General features: G+C 35.5%; 19 protein-coding genes. 8 read left to right on the top strand and 11 right to left on the bottom strand.

The features are described from left to right. Nucleotides 1-62 precede the first annotated feature (62 nt). From HND50_11855 to HND50_11835, 5 genes are all read left to right on the top strand, one after another. On the top strand, nt 63-2,423 hold the full coding sequence (locus tag HND50_11855) for a penicillin acylase family protein (GenBank protein ID NOG45925.1): 2,361 nt from the start codon (nt 63-65) through the stop codon (nt 2,421-2,423). 143 nt (nt 2,424-2,566) lie between these two features. Continuing rightward, entirely contained in the window at nt 2,567-2,959 is a 393-nt protein-coding gene (locus HND50_11850) for a GxxExxY protein (protein ID NOG45924.1), read from the top strand. 99 nt (nt 2,960-3,058) lie between these two features. Then, nucleotides 3,059-4,072: an FAD:protein FMN transferase gene (locus tag HND50_11845; GenBank protein ID NOG45923.1), complete on the top strand. Its 1,014-nt coding sequence runs from the start codon at nt 3,059-3,061 to the stop codon at nt 4,070-4,072. A 55-nt stretch (nt 4,073-4,127) separates the two neighbouring features. Continuing rightward, the gene (locus HND50_11840; GenBank protein ID NOG45922.1) at nt 4,128-4,430 is read left to right on the top strand and encodes a hypothetical protein; all 303 of its coding nucleotides are present in this window, start codon (nt 4,128-4,130) and stop codon (nt 4,428-4,430) included. Between the two features lie 100 nt (nt 4,431-4,530). Beyond that, on the top strand, nt 4,531-4,758 hold the full coding sequence (locus HND50_11835; protein ID NOG45921.1) for a type II toxin-antitoxin system prevent-host-death family antitoxin: 228 nt from the start codon (nt 4,531-4,533) through the stop codon (nt 4,756-4,758). Between the two features lie 56 nt (nt 4,759-4,814). On the opposite strand, the gene HND50_11830 is transcribed toward HND50_11835, so the two are convergent. Beyond that, complete coding sequence (locus HND50_11830; GenBank protein NOG45920.1) at nt 4,815-5,957, bottom strand: DUF3179 domain-containing protein; 1,143 nt, start codon at nt 5,955-5,957, stop codon at nt 4,815-4,817. Between the two features lie 398 nt (nt 5,958-6,355). Here HND50_11830 and HND50_11825 point away from each other — a divergent pair, with 398 nt between their 5' ends. Both HND50_11825 and HND50_11820 read left to right on the top strand, forming a co-directional pair. Next, nucleotides 6,356-8,023 (top strand): hypothetical protein, encoded by a 1,668-nt coding sequence (locus HND50_11825; GenBank protein NOG45919.1) that lies wholly within the window; start codon nt 6,356-6,358, stop codon nt 8,021-8,023. Nucleotides 8,024-8,032: 9 nt separating this feature from the next. Beyond that, the gene (locus HND50_11820; protein NOG45918.1) at nt 8,033-8,434 is read left to right on the top strand and encodes a hypothetical protein; all 402 of its coding nucleotides are present in this window, start codon (nt 8,033-8,035) and stop codon (nt 8,432-8,434) included. 34 nt (nt 8,435-8,468) lie between these two features. On the opposite strand, the gene HND50_11815 is transcribed toward HND50_11820, so the two are convergent. Beyond that, a complete protein-coding gene (locus HND50_11815; protein NOG45917.1) occupies nt 8,469-8,750 on the bottom strand; it encodes a hypothetical protein in 282 nt (93 codons plus the stop codon). Between the two features lie 148 nt (nt 8,751-8,898). Next, nucleotides 8,899-9,957 carry an LD-carboxypeptidase gene (locus HND50_11810; GenBank protein NOG45916.1) on the bottom strand — a complete coding sequence of 353 codons (1,059 nt, stop codon included), beginning with the start codon at nt 9,955-9,957 and terminating at the stop codon, nt 8,899-8,901. Nucleotides 9,958-10,164: 207 nt separating this feature from the next. Here HND50_11810 and HND50_11805 point away from each other — a divergent pair, with 207 nt between their 5' ends. Then, nucleotides 10,165-11,079: an iron ABC transporter permease gene (locus tag HND50_11805; protein ID NOG45915.1), complete on the top strand. Its 915-nt coding sequence runs from the start codon at nt 10,165-10,167 to the stop codon at nt 11,077-11,079. Nucleotides 11,080-11,121: 42 nt separating this feature from the next. On the opposite strand, the gene HND50_11800 is transcribed toward HND50_11805, so the two are convergent. From HND50_11800 to HND50_11765, 8 genes are all read right to left on the bottom strand, one after another. Beyond that, nucleotides 11,122-12,006 (bottom strand): SH3 domain-containing protein, encoded by an 885-nt coding sequence (locus tag HND50_11800; GenBank protein NOG45914.1) that lies wholly within the window; start codon nt 12,004-12,006, stop codon nt 11,122-11,124. Nucleotides 12,007-12,095: 89 nt separating this feature from the next. Beyond that, nucleotides 12,096-12,992, bottom strand: a complete 897-nt coding sequence (locus HND50_11795) for a hypothetical protein (GenBank protein ID NOG45913.1) — start codon at nt 12,990-12,992, stop codon at nt 12,096-12,098. After that, nucleotides 12,985-13,587 carry a lysophospholipase gene (locus HND50_11790; protein NOG45912.1) on the bottom strand — a complete coding sequence of 201 codons (603 nt, stop codon included), beginning with the start codon at nt 13,585-13,587 and terminating at the stop codon, nt 12,985-12,987. The genes HND50_11795 and HND50_11790 overlap by 8 nt, the downstream gene beginning before the upstream one ends. Before the next feature lies 1 nt (nt 13,588). Then, on the bottom strand, nt 13,589-13,912 hold the full coding sequence (locus HND50_11785) for a tetratricopeptide repeat protein (protein NOG45911.1): 324 nt from the start codon (nt 13,910-13,912) through the stop codon (nt 13,589-13,591). A gap of 41 nt (nt 13,913-13,953) precedes the next feature. Beyond that, nucleotides 13,954-14,448 (bottom strand): hypothetical protein, encoded by a 495-nt coding sequence (locus HND50_11780; protein ID NOG45910.1) that lies wholly within the window; start codon nt 14,446-14,448, stop codon nt 13,954-13,956. 131 nt (nt 14,449-14,579) lie between these two features. Continuing rightward, entirely contained in the window at nt 14,580-14,729 is a 150-nt protein-coding gene (locus HND50_11775) for a hypothetical protein (protein ID NOG45909.1), read from the bottom strand. A gap of 276 nt (nt 14,730-15,005) precedes the next feature. Next, nucleotides 15,006-15,596, bottom strand: coding sequence for a nitric oxide reductase (locus HND50_11770; protein ID NOG45908.1), 591 nt, complete (start codon nt 15,594-15,596; stop codon nt 15,006-15,008). A gap of 2 nt (nt 15,597-15,598) precedes the next feature. After that, complete coding sequence (locus tag HND50_11765; protein NOG45907.1) at nt 15,599-17,365, bottom strand: VWA domain-containing protein; 1,767 nt, start codon at nt 17,363-17,365, stop codon at nt 15,599-15,601.

The raw sequence follows: 17,365 nt of genomic DNA, 5'->3' as shown, positions 1-17,365 counted from the left end.
AGGCTTGCGAGACTTTGCTTGAAGTGTTGTTAGTTTTAAAAATTTGTAAACGGAGAAGCTAAATGAAGATTTTATTTCGAGTTATTTTAACCCTATTAATTCTGATTGTTTGCGCCGGTATTTTCGGTTATGCGTTGTTAAAAAATTCTGTTGCTCCTTATGAAGGTGAATTAGCATTAAAAGGTGTAATCGAAAAAATAGAAATCACTTTCGACAAAAAAGGTATTCCGCAAATTTGGGCAGAAAATGAAAATGATGCCTATTTTGCTTTGGGCTGGCTCCATGCCTCAGAAAGGCTTTTTCAAATGGATATGACCCGTCGCATTTCACAGGGTCGGTTATCCGAAGTGTTGGGTGAAATAACTTTGAAAATGGATGTTGAAAGCAGGAAAATCGGACATGATCAGCTTGTTCGAAACCAAATCCAAAATTTAAGCCCGGAAAATAAAGCGCGCTTAGAAGCTTATGCTTTGGGAATTAATACTTTTGTTGATGAAACAGCAGCAATGCCATTTGAGTTTTATTTATTGGATTATGATTTTAGTCCCTGGACGGTTTATGATTGCCTAACAATCATGAGTTTTCAAACCTGGTACTCCGATGCTCTCCAAAACCGCGATTTGTTTTTTGTTGAGGTGGCTGCCGAACTTGGGTTGGAAAAAGCACAATCTGCTTTATTTAGTTATCCGGATTGGGCACCAACAACTGTTCCTGCTCAAAGCAGTGTTTCCTTTTTGCCAGATTTTAAAACTGCCATTGCCACTTCTCTCTTTAAAGAAAATAAAATACCATTTTTGTTGACAAATGCCTCTAACTCCTGGGTTACTTCACCGCAAAAAAGTGTTTCAGGTTCAGCCATGCTGGCCAGTGATCCGCATTTGGAAACAGGCCGAATTGCACAATTCTGGTATTACGCTGGGATTCATATCAAAGATAAAAATGTAAATGCGCTTGGGGTTACAGCTGCAGGCTTGCCGTTGGTAGTGATGGGACATAATGGACACGCGGCCTGGGCATTTACAGCCGGTGGAGTGGATGTAACAGAGTTTTATGAAGAACAAATCCATGAGCACGATTCGACCCAATATTTAACTTTGGATGGTTGGAAAAAATTTGAAACCAGAAAGGAAGAAATTTTGGTTGCTGGAAAGGAATCCTATAAATTTTCAGTATTTAACAGCCTGCATGGCCCTGTGTTTTTTAAGGATAAAAAAACTAAAAAAGTTTATACGATCGATTGGGCAGGGTTTGACGCAGATATTAACCTTGCCATCACTTCTGGGTTTGATCTTATTTCTGTTAATAATTTTCAGGATTTCCGGCAGGCTGTAACACAGTTTGGTGCGTTGGATGCAAACTGGACTTATGCCGACAAAGAGGGCAATATCGGATATCAGCTTGGGACACCTATTCCGGTTCGCGAAAAGAACTGGAAAAACCTTCCTGTAAAGGGTTGGGAAAATAATCGTGTTTGGGATGGATATTATCCTTTAGAAAAAACGCCTCATGCTTTTAATCCGCAAAAAGGCTGGCTTGCCTCTGCAAATAATAAACAGGCCGCGGATGATTTTGGTTATGAAATATTAGGTAATTTTGCCGGTGACCGGATTGTACGGCTTGAGAAATTGCTTTCATCAAAAGAGAAGTATTCGGTACAGGATTTTATGCTAATCCAAAATGATATTATTGATGAGACTTTGCTTTTATGGGCTAATAAGCTGGTTTCGCCACTTAAGGATTTTGGAGCTGAGGGTATTACAATGTCCAATAAATTATCAAGCTGGGATGGCCATACGGGAATCGAGTCTAATGAAACGGCTTTTATAAATGTTTTTCAGCAGTTGTTTAAAAAGAACATTTTTGCGGATGAGTTGGGTAAAAATCATCGCCATATCGAAGATGTTTGGCTGTTGGAAATTTTTGACAAAAATACCCTGCATTGGTTTGATGATATTTCAACCGCCGATATTGTAGAGTCCCGTGATCAAATCATAAAAAAAACGCTTAAAGAAACTTTGGAAATGGTCAAAGGAAAATCCTGGGGCCAATTTCAAGCATTTACTATGCAGCATCCTTTTACAGTAGTACCAATTCTTGGAGATTTGTTGGACTTAAAACATGGTCCATGGAGTTGGCCAGGTACTGAAGGAACATTGAATTCTTCTTTCTCATCGTATGAAGATGGAAATTTTAAAGTAGTGGTTGGCCCAAGCTGGCGTTTCATTATTGACTTTGCAAACCCGGATGTTGTGCAGATGGTTTTACCTGCGGGTAATTCCGGCAACCCGATGAGTCCTTATTTTACTGACTTTTTAGAATTGTGGAAAACAGGGCAGTATTGGAATGTGCCATTAAGCCAAGAATCGGTTTATTCAGATAAATCAAGTGTTTTAGTTTTGACACCAATTAATGACAATGATTAATTAAACGCAGAGGCGCGGAGTATGCAAATGGATAAAATTTTGAAAAGAAAAACTAAAGTATTTGATTTTAGCGTCCTTTGCGCCTCTGCGTTGAAGGAAAATCATGGAAAGTTTTTGAATTATAAAGAAGAATGGAAATTACAATGCATGAAAATGAAATTTCAAAAAAAATTATTGGAGCAGCAATTGAAGTACATAGAGTTCTGGGACCTGGGCTATTAGAATCAATTTATGAAGATGCATTATGCCATGAGCTAAATCTTAGAGGAATACATTTTTTACGACAAAAGAGCGTACCAATTCCATATAAAGGTATTAAATTAAAATCTGACCTTCGCTTAGACTTACTTGTGGAAAACAAGGTCATCGTGGATTTAAAGGCAAAGGAAAAATTGTCGCCAATTGATAAGCCGAAACTGTTATCTTATTTGAGATTGAGTGAAAATCACTTAGGATTGATAATTAATTTTCATGTCGAAGTATTGAGAGATGGTATAAAAAGAGTGGTAAATAGGCTAGATGAGGGAGCTTCTTAATTCCTCGGTCTCTTTAGGGTCTCTGCGTTGATACGTAATAATACTATTACAATAAGATTCGGCTATAAAAGAAAAAACAACTCAGATGTTAGGACATACATGAAATATTATCTTTTTATTATTTTTAGTGTTTTTCTTTGCTCTTGTATTCAGCAACAAGAGAATATTGAAATATATGGCGAGACCATGGGCACTACCTATAGCGTAAAAATTGTAGGTTTAAATAAAGGCGAAAGCGCAAAAGAAATTCTTAAAACCCAAATAAATTCCATACTTCAGGAAGTAAACAGGCAAATGTCGACATACATCCCGGAAAGCGAGATATCTGTATTTAATAAAAGTACAGCTGATAATTCTCAGTCTGTTTCAGAGCATTTCCTTGAGGTGCTAAATCTGGCAAAGCAGATAAGTGTAGAGTCAGATGGCGCATTTGATGTGACCGTTGGTCCGGTTGTGGATTTGTGGGGTTTTGGAAAAAAAGAAGACAGGGAAAATCCACCTTCTGATGAAGAAGTGAACATTGTAAAAAGCTATGTCGGAATGGATAAAATTGAAATCTCAGGAAATACTATTCTAAAAAAACATGATAAAACAGCACTGGATTTTAGCGCCATTGCCAAGGGGTTTGGTGTTGATGTGGTTGCCGGTTTGCTTGAAGAAAAAGGTTATAAAAATTTTCTTGTGGAAATTGGCGGTGAAGTGGTTGTAAAAGGTAAAAAAGGAAATGATCCCTGGCGCATCGGAGTAGATCAGCCTTTGATTGAGCCAACTGTGAATCGAAATTTTGAAGCCATTTTACAGATTAGTGATGTGGCTGTTGCAACCAGCGGTGATTATCGCAATTATTTTGTTTCGGGTGATTCGCTTTACACCCACACTATTGATCCGGTTACAGCCCGGCCGATTGTAAACGGTGTTGCTTCAGTAACAGTTATCGCTCCGAATTGTACTTTGGCAGATGCAATGGCCACGGCGATTATGGTGATGGGTGAAGAAAAAGGTTTGCAGTGGGTGGAGTCCAAGCCCGGAATCGAGACGATGATTATTGTGCGTAAATCTGATGGATTTAAAGTGATAAGCAGCAGTGGTTTTGAGGCTTTCGTGGATAAATGAATTTCTAAAAACTGCTGATTAATTTTTGTTTCGCCTTTTGATAGAAAGAATGAAAATGAGTAATTTACATAAGATAATTTATTTTATAAACCTGGCATTAATAACTATTGTTTTAATTCATCCAATAATAAAGAAATATTTTTTAGAGACAGATATAGAAATTAGCCTTTCTATGGATTATTATTATGTATTTTTCTTTGCTGGCTTAACCCTAAATATTCCTTTTTTAGGATTAAATGTGTGGCAATATTTTAAAGGAAATAATAAGATACTTTATGGAATAATAATTGTTTTTTTTCTTATCTGGGTCACTATAGCAATTTATTTTTATGCTTTTGATAAAATCCTTTTTCCTTAAATAATCGTATTTTGGTTAAAAAAGTATAAGAGTAGAACTTACTTTTACCAAACAGATGAGCCATATCTCAATATAACTTGATATTTTTATGGAGAAAAATATGAAAATTTCTGCATCAAGTTTTAAATCAAAATGTTTGGAACTTTTAGATTATGTTAATGAATCCAGTGAGGAAATTGTTATTACAAAGCAAGGCAAACCCGTTGCCAAGTTGGTTCCATGCAATTCAAGTATCGAAAAACAATTGTTTGGTTTTATGAAAGGAAGTGTTCAAGTCAATGCTGATATTGTTAAACCAATAGCGGAGAATTGGGATTCCGATTTTTAATCTGCGTAATTCTGTGAAAATCTGTGGCAAGATATTTCCCAGATCAGCCCAAAAAGCTAATCCTGCCCATAAATCTCACTCTCAGGCTGGAAGGCAAACCAGGCAAATGCAAAGTGGTTGCCATGGTGCACTTTCTTTAGCTGCTTTCCTTTTAACTCACCCTCGAAACATTTTCCGGTAATTGACCAAAGCGATTTTGTCTGCTCATCCTCAAATCCATTATCAACCTTGTTAAAATATAAAATCCGGCCATTTATACGGGGATCAAAAACAGTAACTGCACCAATATCTTTGGAAGCCTTTATGTCACGTTTATCTAAAACAGAGACTGTGCCTTGCTGGTAAAAAATGACTATCTGCTTCCCATGGGCATTGTCATTAATGACATCCTTTTTGGTAATTTCCGATAACGGGTAAATACGGTGAATATCATTAAACTTTATGTTTATGATACGTTCCATCGCCGGCAACCGTTTATCTACATCGCCAAAGAACAAACGTGGTTTTTCGTTGGAAAGATCGTCATAATTTACATATGGATTATGGCCATAACCGCCATCCATTCCATTTTCCGTGGAAAGGATTTTGCCATCAGGATAATTTTTAAAAAAGTCTTCAACAGAAATAACCTGGGAAACAACCATCGAAAGCTGTGCACCGGCTAAATCTCCAACAAGCCCCTCGCCGGTAAACTGCTGCCACCATGTTTCAGTTTGATGGTCCCACATAACCATATCACTGTTGCGCAACATACCTGATACGCCAATGTCAAAAAGGTAATCTTTGCCTTCAAAACTTAGGCGGCGGTCAAATACAATCGAAGCGTTACAAAGCGGGCAGAATGTGGCAATATATGGTGTGCCTTCAAGCTCATCGTTTACAATTTCATGAAACATTAAAATGGAGAGGGGATAGGCTTTTGCCTGGCCATTAATTTCAACCGCTATCACCGGCTCATGTGCGAAAAATGTCTCTCCCGCTTCTTTTTGTGTCCAGAATTTTGGTTCGTAAATGGGTGGAATGCCATCCCGCTTTAATAAAGCACGAAACTCATCCAGCTCCACATTTCGTTTATCCTTGTTGGTTTTCCATTCTTGGTTCACATTGTTCACTTCAATCTGTGCGAAAAGGGTCGTGCTTAGGGCTAATAAAAAAATGAGTAATAATCGCACTGCTTTTTGAAATTGAGATTTTGGCATAGTTTTCCAAATTTGTGATGTTTTAAACATAAAAAAAGATAAGTAAAAGTTTTTATCTATAAATCATATTTTTATAACAAGATGTGAATTATTTTAAGTGATATTGATATTTTTGTCATTCAGAGCAAAATGAAATGGAGCGAAGAATTTCAATCAATTATGGAAACACCGCTGTGTCAATGTGCCAGTTATTTGGGCTGTGGCAACAGTCTATAAAAACGATAATTAATAATTAATTTCCTTTATGGGAATAATAGGGGCGGTCAGGTAGTTCTCTTTTGTACTGTTTAAACTATTTTTATTTTTTCTTTTTCTTATGATCAATTCATAATATTCTGGAAGAAATAATCTTCTTGTCAGGATGACGCCGCATTATCTAAGTGAAAGGAGTTATTCTTATGAGAGCTATCAAGTACTTACTCACCATGTTGTTTTTTCTTCTATACACAACTGTTTTCTCTCAATCCAAAGAGTACACAAAAGTAACTGTAAATCTTGGTTCGGAGATTTTTGAAAACCCATTGCCTTATGATGAACCGTTTTTATTAGAAGGTTCAGTTCCTGAAGGTATAAGCAAAATAAAATTAGGTTATTCCCAAATGCCTATTTTTAAGTTGGATTCGAATAAAGTAAACATGTTAACCACTGAAACCGCAACCAAATTACTATCCTCTATAAAGGGAAAAAAAATAAATAATCCAGTCCCTTACAAAAATGATGTTGAAAAGAATAAAAGAATAAAAGAAAAGCTGTTGGAAAAGGGAATAGACATTTCATTGATAGAAGTGTTTTATGGCGAATTGGATTTTACCACACCTAACACTTCATATCAATCCTTGCTTCCATACGATACCAAGTATCAAATTACCGATTACACATTAGCCGCTTTAAAGAAAAAAGAAAAAAAATTTACTGGGAATGAATTAAAGGATTTCTATATAGAATTGAGCTATATCCATACTCTTTTGCGGCAACCCATAAAAGAAAAATCGGGTATGGAAAAAATGATTGCAAAACCATTACCTCTTCTTAATAAAGATGATGTTATCAAACATTCGGAAGTATTTGTTTTTTCTCGTATTCCAAATATTCAAGGAAACAATAATTTGATGATCTCAAGAGATCAAATAAATAAATTAAAAAAATGGAGCTATGATGAAAAAAATGAAAATATAGAAGCGAAAAAAAACATAGAAAAGTATGTTAAATCCAATATTGCTAATAATGAACTACTGAATACTTATTTAAAACAAATAATAATTAAAACATATTTAAATGAGTTAGAATGGGAAGGAAAAGAAAAGTTTAAATTTAAAATAGATCCATTAAACCATAATCAGAGTTATACATTTGCATTTAACTATGAAACAGAAATAAAAAAGACCATTTTTAAGATAGATCAAATAGAATATGTCTCTGGCGCTACAACCGATGCACATAATATTACCACAATCACACCAGATCCAATAACAGAAAAATCAAAAAAAACAATAACCAAAATTGTTCAGAGAAAACCCGAAGCTCCGTTTGAGGATTACTTGAATCTGGAATTAGGATATGGTTTTGGAAAAGGAATTAATTTTTTATCATCAAAGGGAACTACGCAATACAGGTACTATTCATTGGTTATTCATTATTATCCCTTCGGCCCTATCAACGAGTCTGTTTCGATGAGAAATTTAGACTTGCCTCAATGGGGAAAAAAAACATTGTCTGTTTATGGTGGAGTAACAATTTCTGAAGTTGAGAAACCCTTTGAAAATCAAAAAAACTATTTATATAAGAGTACTTCCAGTTTCGGGAACCCAGTCGTTGGAATAGGAGCTAAAGGATTACCGCATTTACTAATTTTACCCATTTCAAAATGTATCATAAAAAAACCAATTCATCCATTCTTTGAGATATTTTATATACCAAGACTTAACCTGGAATACGTAAATATAAGATATAAGAATATAACAGATAATAAATATAAAAGAACCTGGCTACCAAAATGGTCAATTACAATTGATGTTGATTTAAAAGAATATATGTCATATTTGCTATCAATCTTTTTGCCTAACTAAAAGGATATAATGATGAAACTGGTAAAATATTTATTTTTGATAATATTTGTAATTTGTTGTGATGTTGGAATTAAATTAGAAAATGATAATGGGCCTACAAAAATAAAATTAGAAACAGATGTATTGTTTATTAAAACAGATGGTTCCAACGTTGCAACAATTAAAGCACATTTGTTTTATGATGATGCCAGGGCAGGTGCTGGTCATGAAATTAAATTTTCGGCGTCTCAGAATAATATAAGGGTAGGCCGTTTCTCAGATCTAGGGAAATCAGAAACTAATGAAAATGGCATAGCAACAGTTAAATTCTATGCCGACTCGGCTAATATTGATACAAATGATGTTATTAATATAATCGCGAAATTTGATACTACTACCGGAATTTATGATTTAAGACCCGTTGCTCCATAATCATAAAATAACCGAGTGAGTGAGAGTTTAATTTTTATTTAAAACGGTCGGGTTTAAAATCGAGCTTATCGATAAATCTTTTTTTACGATTTGGATATCCGAGTTGGGCAACACGGTCAAATCCCGGATCTTCTTTATCGATATAAAAATTCACATCATCTTTTTTGCAGCCACAATTTTCCTCGTCGTGTGCCAGACCGGGAATGTGGTCTGTTGATGAGCAGCTTGCACTAAGGCTTTTGCCGCCGATGAACTTGCCAACACCTAATAAAAACAGTGCGACACCAAAAATTAATGGTACTATTATAAATTCCATTCTTTCCTCAAGATTTTAATAAATATCTTCAACCTGTCCTTCCTTGTCGGAGTCAGGTTCAATCACTTTTTGGATTCTGAAATAAATTCAGAATGACGAACAATCAGAATTTACCAATTTTGATGGCTGATTGAAAATTTAGTTGCAGTTAATTTGTAACAGCAGGCTCAATAATTGATAACTTTTTTGCATCTGCATCAAGCTCGCCCATTACCCCGATCGGCATTGTTGGCTTATGCTTTATGTGTCCCAGAGAAAAGCCAATACAAACAGGGAAGTCATAATCCTTAAAATACATTGCCAAAACTTCTTCAACACTAAAATTACGGTAGAATGCCGAACTATAATTTGACGGTTTTACACTGGGCATTTTATCAAATATTACACCCTTGCATTTATCAAACTTACCGGCCAGCTTAAAATGGTTTAAAATACGGTCAATATTATAAGGTTCCTCACCAACTTCTTCAAAAAACAGAATTGAATCATCGCTATCAAATTCATAAGGCGTGCCAAGTGTAGCCTGAAGCAAAGTCATGTTACCACCAATTAATTTGCCCTTAGCTTTCCCGCCATTTATTGTCAAAATCCGACTGCTGTTTTGCAGATTATCTTCATAAGGGGCATCATCAATTTGGCCCACTGCAGAAGTGGATGAAAGTACTTCGTAAAAATATTTTTTTGTAAAATCTGTAAATGTAGAAACAGCAACCGGGCCATGAAAAGTAACCAAACCAGTCTTCTGATAAATGCCAATCAATAAGGAAGTTATATCACTGTAGCCAACAAGAATTTTTGGATTATTGCGAATCAAATCATAATTGAGATATGGCAGTAATTGCCCGCTTCCATAGCCGCCTCGAATTGTAATAATTGCTGAAACATCATCATCCGAAAACATATCATGTATGTCAGAAACCCTTTCCTCAATCGTACCGGCAAGGTAAGCATTCTTTTTATAAATGTTTTTTCCCAGCTTTACTTTAAAACCAAGTCCATTCATTTTCTCAGTGGCTTCAATAACAGCGCGGCGTGCCTCAAATAGAGATGAACCCGGTGTAATTAATCCAATTGTATCGCCTTTTTTTAATGCGGGTGGCAAGATTAGTTTTTGGGTTGGTTTTGGTGCAGCCCAGGCCAGGGTCGAAGTACTGATAAGACCAGTCGCTGTTAAAGCTGTTTTTAAGAAATCCCTTCTTTTTTGCATGGTTGCCCCTTATTAAAATTAATTTTAGTTTAAGTGTTTATTTTTGAAGCATAAAATTAACTTTTTTGTCAATTCACCCCAAATCAAAAAAATGCTTGTCGAACTTAAAATTACGCTTCAAAATCTCTAAATAGTAAAGAGCACAAAACTTTGAAAAATAAACACTTTTTCCTTTTCTCTTCTGCCAGTTTTTTAATTTTTGCAATAATGCCATTAATTGGTAGCCAGCCTTTGGATTATGAAAACATTTTTTCTAATCCCAATTCTCTGGATGCTGAAATTTTTTTTAATATACGTCTTCCGCGAGTATTATTTGCCTTTCTTGTTGGAGCAAGTTTATCGGTTGTTGGCGCAGTTTTTCAGGCAATACTGAGAAACGATCTTGCTACGCCATATACCTTAGGTGTTTCTTCGGGAGGTGCATTTGGTGCTGTATTAGCTTTGAAATTAAATCTTATTTTTTCTTTTTTTGTCTTTTCAGCAGTCAGCCTTTTTTCAATAACGGGAAGCCTGGTGGCCATTGGAATTATTTATGCAATTTCCAAAAAGCAAAACGGTATTTCCATGTATACGCTTATTCTTTCCGGCGTCGCGATCAGCTTCTTCTTTTCCGCCTTCAATTTGTTTTTACATTACATGGCAGACTTCACAGAGACCTTTCGCATGGTTCGCTGGTTAATGGGTTCACTTGATGTAAATGGCTGGAAATATACTATTTCGTTAATGGTGATTTTAACGGTAGTTTTTCTTTATTTTTTTAGAAATTATAAAGCTTACAATATTTTGCTTGCCGGCGATGAAGTAGCTTTGAGCAAAGGTGTGGAAGTTTATCGTTTACAAAAGATTAGTTTTTTGATTGGTTCTTTGATTGTAGGTTTTATAGTCGCAATTGCCGGACCGATTGGTTTTGTGGGGCTTGTTGTGCCGCACATAACCCGGCTGCTTTTTGGGTCAGATCATAAATATGTTTTTAGCGGATCGCTTATTGGTGGCGGCGTATTTCTTGCAGTCTGCGATACTTTTGCCCGAACAATTATTTCACCGGCGGAACTTCCGGTTGGTGTTATAACAGCTTTGCTCGGCGGGCCATTTTTTATTTATCTTTTGATTAGAAAAAAATAGTTTTTGGGAATTCATCAACTGTGCAGATGTACTTTAAGCAGATCATTCACAAAAATTTGCTTTGTAGTCCGGTCCCTGGCTGTCTTCGATATAATAAAAACGGCATACTTTTTTATTAGAAGGAGTATAATCTTCTTTGGATAAATAAAGCATACCTTCACCTGAATTCTCCACAAAATATATTTCGATTTTGGTAATATTATCACCATAGCGCGAAGATATTTCTTCAGACATTTCCAAAAGATCGTTCTCTTTTAGATTTGCCGGTACTAACACTTTAATTTTTATTTCATTTCCATTAATTCTGTCAAAAGCATATAAACGACCATGTCTTAAAAATGGCGCTTTTAAACCAACAGGGCCAATCGGCGTTAAGGTTTTCCTGGTGAACAGCTTTTTTTTATCTTTCTTCATGATTCGAATCTCAACTGTGCCTGGATAAACGGCGTCCTGATATTTTCTTCCGATCTTTTGCGCCAGGCTGCGCGCCTCTGTTTTATCATCATAATATGTTTCAGGTAGGACAAGATAAATAACGGCATAAGGATTATTTTCATCGATAAATAATTCAGTTTTATAATCGGCCATTGTTGATTCGACAAAATCTGTTACCAGTCTGGAATAGCTTAAAGATTGTGTCCCAACAAAATCACTTCGAATCCAGCCGTGCTGATCTTCAGCAGTTTTTACTTCATACCAGCCATTCTTATTTTGCAAAACCTCAACTTCATCGCCATTATTAACTGAAATAACTTTTGCCGAGCTGGTTGTTGCTTCCTGACGCATATTTATTTTGTCGCGCACAACATAGGCAGTATATGTTTTTTTTAGGACGATTGTGGAAGTCTCAGGTGTTTTTTTTACCGTTGGCTGGCAGGAGCTAATAACTAAAATTAATGCAAAAATTAAAACAAAATATCTAAACATGTTTTTTCCTAGTATATAAAATAGTTAGGTTAAAATGAGAAGGAAAATAATCGGACAAACGGATTTATTCAAGAAATATAATTAAAAAATCAAAACATTTTTGGCAGCCGTTTATAGTTTTTTAGCAAACTGGTAATCACTTCAGATTTTCCTTTTATCAATTGGCTGATACTTTCAATTTCTGATGGCTCGATCAAAGCTTGAGATTCAATTTTTAATGTTATTTTTGTTGGGCTGTTATTTTCCTTGTAAAAAATTGGTGCCATGTAATCCATCAATTCACTTGTAAATTCAAGGTTTGGGTTTAAAATTGTATTTATTGTAAAATCAAAATCTTTTGCAACTTCTTTCAGAGTCTCCTCAACATATCCATAATGTGTGCATCCCAGAAAAAGTGTAATATCTTTTACCGAACTGCCGGATAAACACTTTTCAATATTGCTAAAAATATGTTTTGTAATTTCCTTAACTTGCGGGCTTGTGTGGTCAAACTCAATAAGTGACGCAAGGTTCTCTCCCGAGATTTGAAAGACGTATGGATCTTCCATTTCATAGGCACTGGATGCAAGGGTTGTCGGAGTAGCTAAAACAAACACAGGTTGTTTTGGTGATTGTTTCCTGTGTTGTTCAATTTGGTAGCGGCCGGCCGAAATAATTTCAAAAATATTTGAATTTGATTGTGCAAATTGTGTTAAAGGGTAAATGGCAGATAACGTGTTACAGGCAATTGCAATTGAGTCCGGTGTATAGTAACTCTGGATCATTTCCAGGGCAGAGTTAAAGATTCTGATTTTATCTTGCATATTATGCATGCGGTTATAACCCTGTCCACTTTCGGGCAGTGCATTAAAAAATATTATTTCAATTTCTTCACATGAAATATTTTTCTCTCTCTTTTCAATTTCATAAAGGAAGTCTGCCATGATCGATAAACCACCCAACCCGGAATCTGTAAATACAAAAGTGAGTTTGCTTTTATCAACCATTATTGGTTCCCGGCAGTAAGGATTCTTCCAGGATTTTTGCCCAGATTGAGTATCCTTTTGAATTAAGATGTAATCCGTCACGCGTATAATTTTCCCTTAAATATCCTTTTGCATCAACAAAACTATTATATAAATTTAAAAATTGAATACCCCTATTTCGGCATAATTTTTCTATGAATTTATTTATTTCTTTTATCTGATCAACGGTTGATTGACCCCATTCTAAACTGCATGGTAAAATATTTTGAACAACCAGTTTGGTTTGTGGCAAATTTTTAGTGATCAATTCTATCAGCTTTGTGTAGTTAGATTTGATTTCATTTGATCCAAAACCGGAACCAATATCGTTTACACCAATCATTAAGAAGATTCTGGAGGGCTGTAAATCAAAAACAGATATATTAAGTCGGTCGGTGACACCATCAATTGTGTCGCCACTAATCCCGCGGTTTATTACTGAGGCTTCTCCGAAATGTCGAGAGAATTCAAATTCTTCCGTAATTGAATCACCTAGAAATATAATACCGTTTTTGGGGATAACAGGGGTTTCTTTTTCAAAAAGAGCACAACGCGCCATCCAATGTTCCGATCGCATTTTACATCCCGGAGTTATCAAAATTTAGCTGGTTGGAAATAGCCATTTCATCCTCTGCTTCCTGGATCATTCCTTTTTGAACATAAAGACGGGAAAGGGCAGTGTGGGCTAAAGCATCTTTGGGGTTAATGTCAATCCATTTTTTTACAATTATTATGGCGGCATCAACTTCACCTTTTCTATTTAACGATTCCGATAATGCGCTGTATGCGGCCTCAAACTTATCATCTATTTCAATCGCTTTTTCAAATTTTTCCTGGGCCTGGTCATATTCACGTTTTGCAAAATGTTGAAATCCGCTGTTTAGTAATTCTTGTTTAGTCATTTTTCTTCCTGATTTAAAAGTTTAGTTTTGTTTTCCTGTTTTTACCGCACTTTGGTGGCCAACGCCACAACCAAAGAATCCCCTTTGTTAAAAGAGCCAAGCTCTTTTGTTAGGCCTTGGTGAACTTCACTTATTTTTCCAAAGTCAGGTTCAAAATCATTATTAAGCCAAAGCAGGCCATAAGTTGCCCAGCGTTTTGCGTCAACAATAGCAGCTCTTTTTAATAGTGGAGTAGCAATTTTTTCTCCGGATTGCGGATTGGTCAATCTTGCATTTCCGAATGAGATCAGCGTATTATTTTCATCAAAATAGGCATTATAGATATATTTTTCTTTATGGGCGCGGCTTGAAGGATTTTGGATAATATCCATCTGGATATCGTAAAGTTTTTCCAAAAATTCAAGTTTCGCATCAGGCGGGTTAAATGAGTCTGCTGTTTCGCTTTTGCCGGTATCTCCAGAGTTTTCTTTTTGTTTTCCTGATTCAGTGCAGGCAAAGATTAGTAAAAAACTTAGGACGAAGATTATTTTGTGCATAGTTTTCACCTTTTTTTGATTGGCGAATTTTATTGAATAAAACTAAGAACATCAAATAAGAAATGAAATATTGTTTTGGTAATCGTTTTTTGTAAAGAGTTATTGTAGCAAGAATGGAGGTTGTGAGAGTTTTAATAATCTTTGTCTTCTGATATTTCTTTCCGGATATAATTGAATAAGTAAATGATAAACGAAAGTGAAATGGCTATTATCATGAAATAGGTCATGAAATCTTTATAGCCATTGGCTTGAATAAATTCAACAATACTGCCCCAATTCATGATTGTCTCTTTTCTTAAAAATTAATTGTTATTGTAATGAAAGTAATGAAAACCAAAAATATTAGCGGTAATAAAAACTTCCACGCAAAGTGGGCATCCTTCAATTCCATATACTGAAAACCGATACCTAAAAATTTTAGACCATAAAGTGATAGAATCAGCAGAGCCAGACCCGTTCCGGAAAATGAAGAATCTGAAAAAAGATAGCCGATAATGGTTAACACTACTAATACTATCCAGGTTATTTTATTTGATTTCATAATACTTATTGATTGTTCAATGTAAAAGGTAAAGTACGGGAAATAACATCATCCAGATAAGATCACACATATGCCAGAATGCGCCACCTGTTTCTACATCAAAATAGTTTTCTTTGTTATAGTAACCGTTTTTTATTTTTATAAAAAGATAAATTAAAATTATTAATCCAATAAAAACATGGATAAAGTGGAAACCGGTAAGCAACCAATAAAAAGTAAAAAATAAATTGTGTTCAAGACCAATTCCCTGTTCAATTTTTGTATTGAATTCAATTGCTTTTAATACCAGAAAAACTGTTCCCAAAGCTATTGCAGCTATCATTCGAAACTGACTTTTTTTGTTTTCCCCTTTTTTTAATTTGTGCAGAGATTCTGCCATAAAAAAACCACTGCTCAATAAAACAATTGTATTTATTGTTCCTATCAGGATATTTAGTTGCTGCCGGGAAGAATTAAACATCTCCAGGTTATCTATCCTTTGGATAGCAAACGCAAACAGTGCTATGGCAAAAGTGAGAACTTCCAGGGTAATAATCATCCAGATTAATATGCCGCCCGGAGGATAAAAGATATTTTTATAATTTTCTTTTTGAACAGTGGTTTCCATTTTTAGCTATGTTCAATCCTGTCATATAATTTTGTAAGAGAATTCAGTAATTCAACAGGGCTGGTTAGGATGTTGTAATGGTTTTCTCCGAACATTTGGGGAAGATAGTATTTTGCCTGTTCTTCTATTGCAAAGGCAAAATTGTTAATTCCTTTTACGCGCATTTCCCTTAAGGATTGCTTAATATCTTCAACGCCGTGTTTTCCTTCATATTTATCATAGTCGTTTGGCTTGCCATCGGAAAGCAGAATCAACCACCTTTTTCTGTGATGATTTTTTTCCAAAATAGATGTTGCGTGGCGAATTGCCGGCCCAATACGCGTGTATCCTGTAGCCTCAGCACCGCCAATTTTGGTACGTGCCTTTTGCCAGGGTTCGTTAAATGCTTTTAGGGTTATATAAGATGTATTATTTCGTGTTTTGGAGTAGAAGCCATCAATTTGAAAATCAATTGCATATTCATTTAGCACCTCTCCAAAAAGAATTGAGATTTGTTTTTCCACATCAATTATACGATTGCCTTTGGCGTATGCATCACTGGAAAGACTTAAATCTAGCAAAAATAGAAGAGAAAGCTCTTTCGCCTCTTTTCTTTTTTTTGTATAGATTCGTTCGTCTGGGGTACGATGAGCTTTAATGTCTGTAAATAAATCTGTAGCTGCATCAATATCAATCGAATCACCTACAACCTGCCTTCTGCTTTGCTCCCATTTATTATTTAGCTGGGCAAATGTTTTCTTTAGCTGAATTAGCAATGCGCGGTTTTGCTCAATCGTTTTTAGAAAGTATTTATTATCAATGTTCGTTAATTTTTTTGGATAGACTTTACAATAGTCTTCATCGTATTGCCGTTTTTTATAATCCCACTCCGGATATACCAGGTGATAATTTTTATCTTCAAGAGCTACACTTTCAGCAACGGAGGCATTATTAACAAAGTCTGCCTGATACACAGAATGTACAGGGTCATCAACGCGCACCATATGTTTTAAATTATACTCCTGGAGTGCTTCCAAATCTTCTTCCAGAGAGTCATCCCCATCAAAATCACGCCAAACCCCGTCAAACTCATCCACTGTATCAATCTTTTCAAAATTGTTTGTCAGCATGTAATCTTCCTGGGCCTTCTTATCCACATGGACAATTTCAACCTCATCTGCCTTTTGAGCCTGGATTACTGTTTTGGGATTAATGGATTCTGTTCTTGCAGCGTCTTTATTTAGGTTCTTTAGTTTATCTTCATTATCAAAATTTGAAATGTTCTTCATCCATCGGCCAAATAGCCAGGAGAAGTCTTGTTTTGGTTCTTTCCCGTTTTTCACAGGCTCTGCAGGGAAATTTTTTTTCAATTCTGCGTAGATGGGTTCAATCAAAGGGAACTCTTCAAACAAGCTTTTAAGTATTTTTGGTGATTGTCGCTCGGCTTCTTTTTGTGACTCAACAATAGAAGAGATTTTTTCAGACGGCCAGTTTAAGTTGAGTTTTTTTTGAGTTTGTAAATAAAATAAACGGAAAATATATAAGTTTATGTTCAATTCGTTTTGATTGTATAGCGAAACAGACTTTGGTAAATAAAACGAATTTCCCTGCCAGCCACCTTCACGCTCAGAAGCCAAAATGTTTATTGGGGCTCCCGTTATGGCACGCCCGAGAATTGTGAGTTTTGGAGAAATAGTATTTAATTCTACCTTAAATGCCTGGTTTGCATTTTCTGTTTTCTTGCTAAAAAAATTATATATTTTCTGAAAAAGAAGCTGATCAAATTCCAT

The sequence above is a fragment of the Calditrichota bacterium genome (genome assembly GCA_013112635.1).
Classification (GTDB): Bacteria; Calditrichota; Calditrichia; order Calditrichales; family J004; genus JABFGF01.
This window is presented reverse-complemented; position numbering and strand designations above follow the sequence as displayed.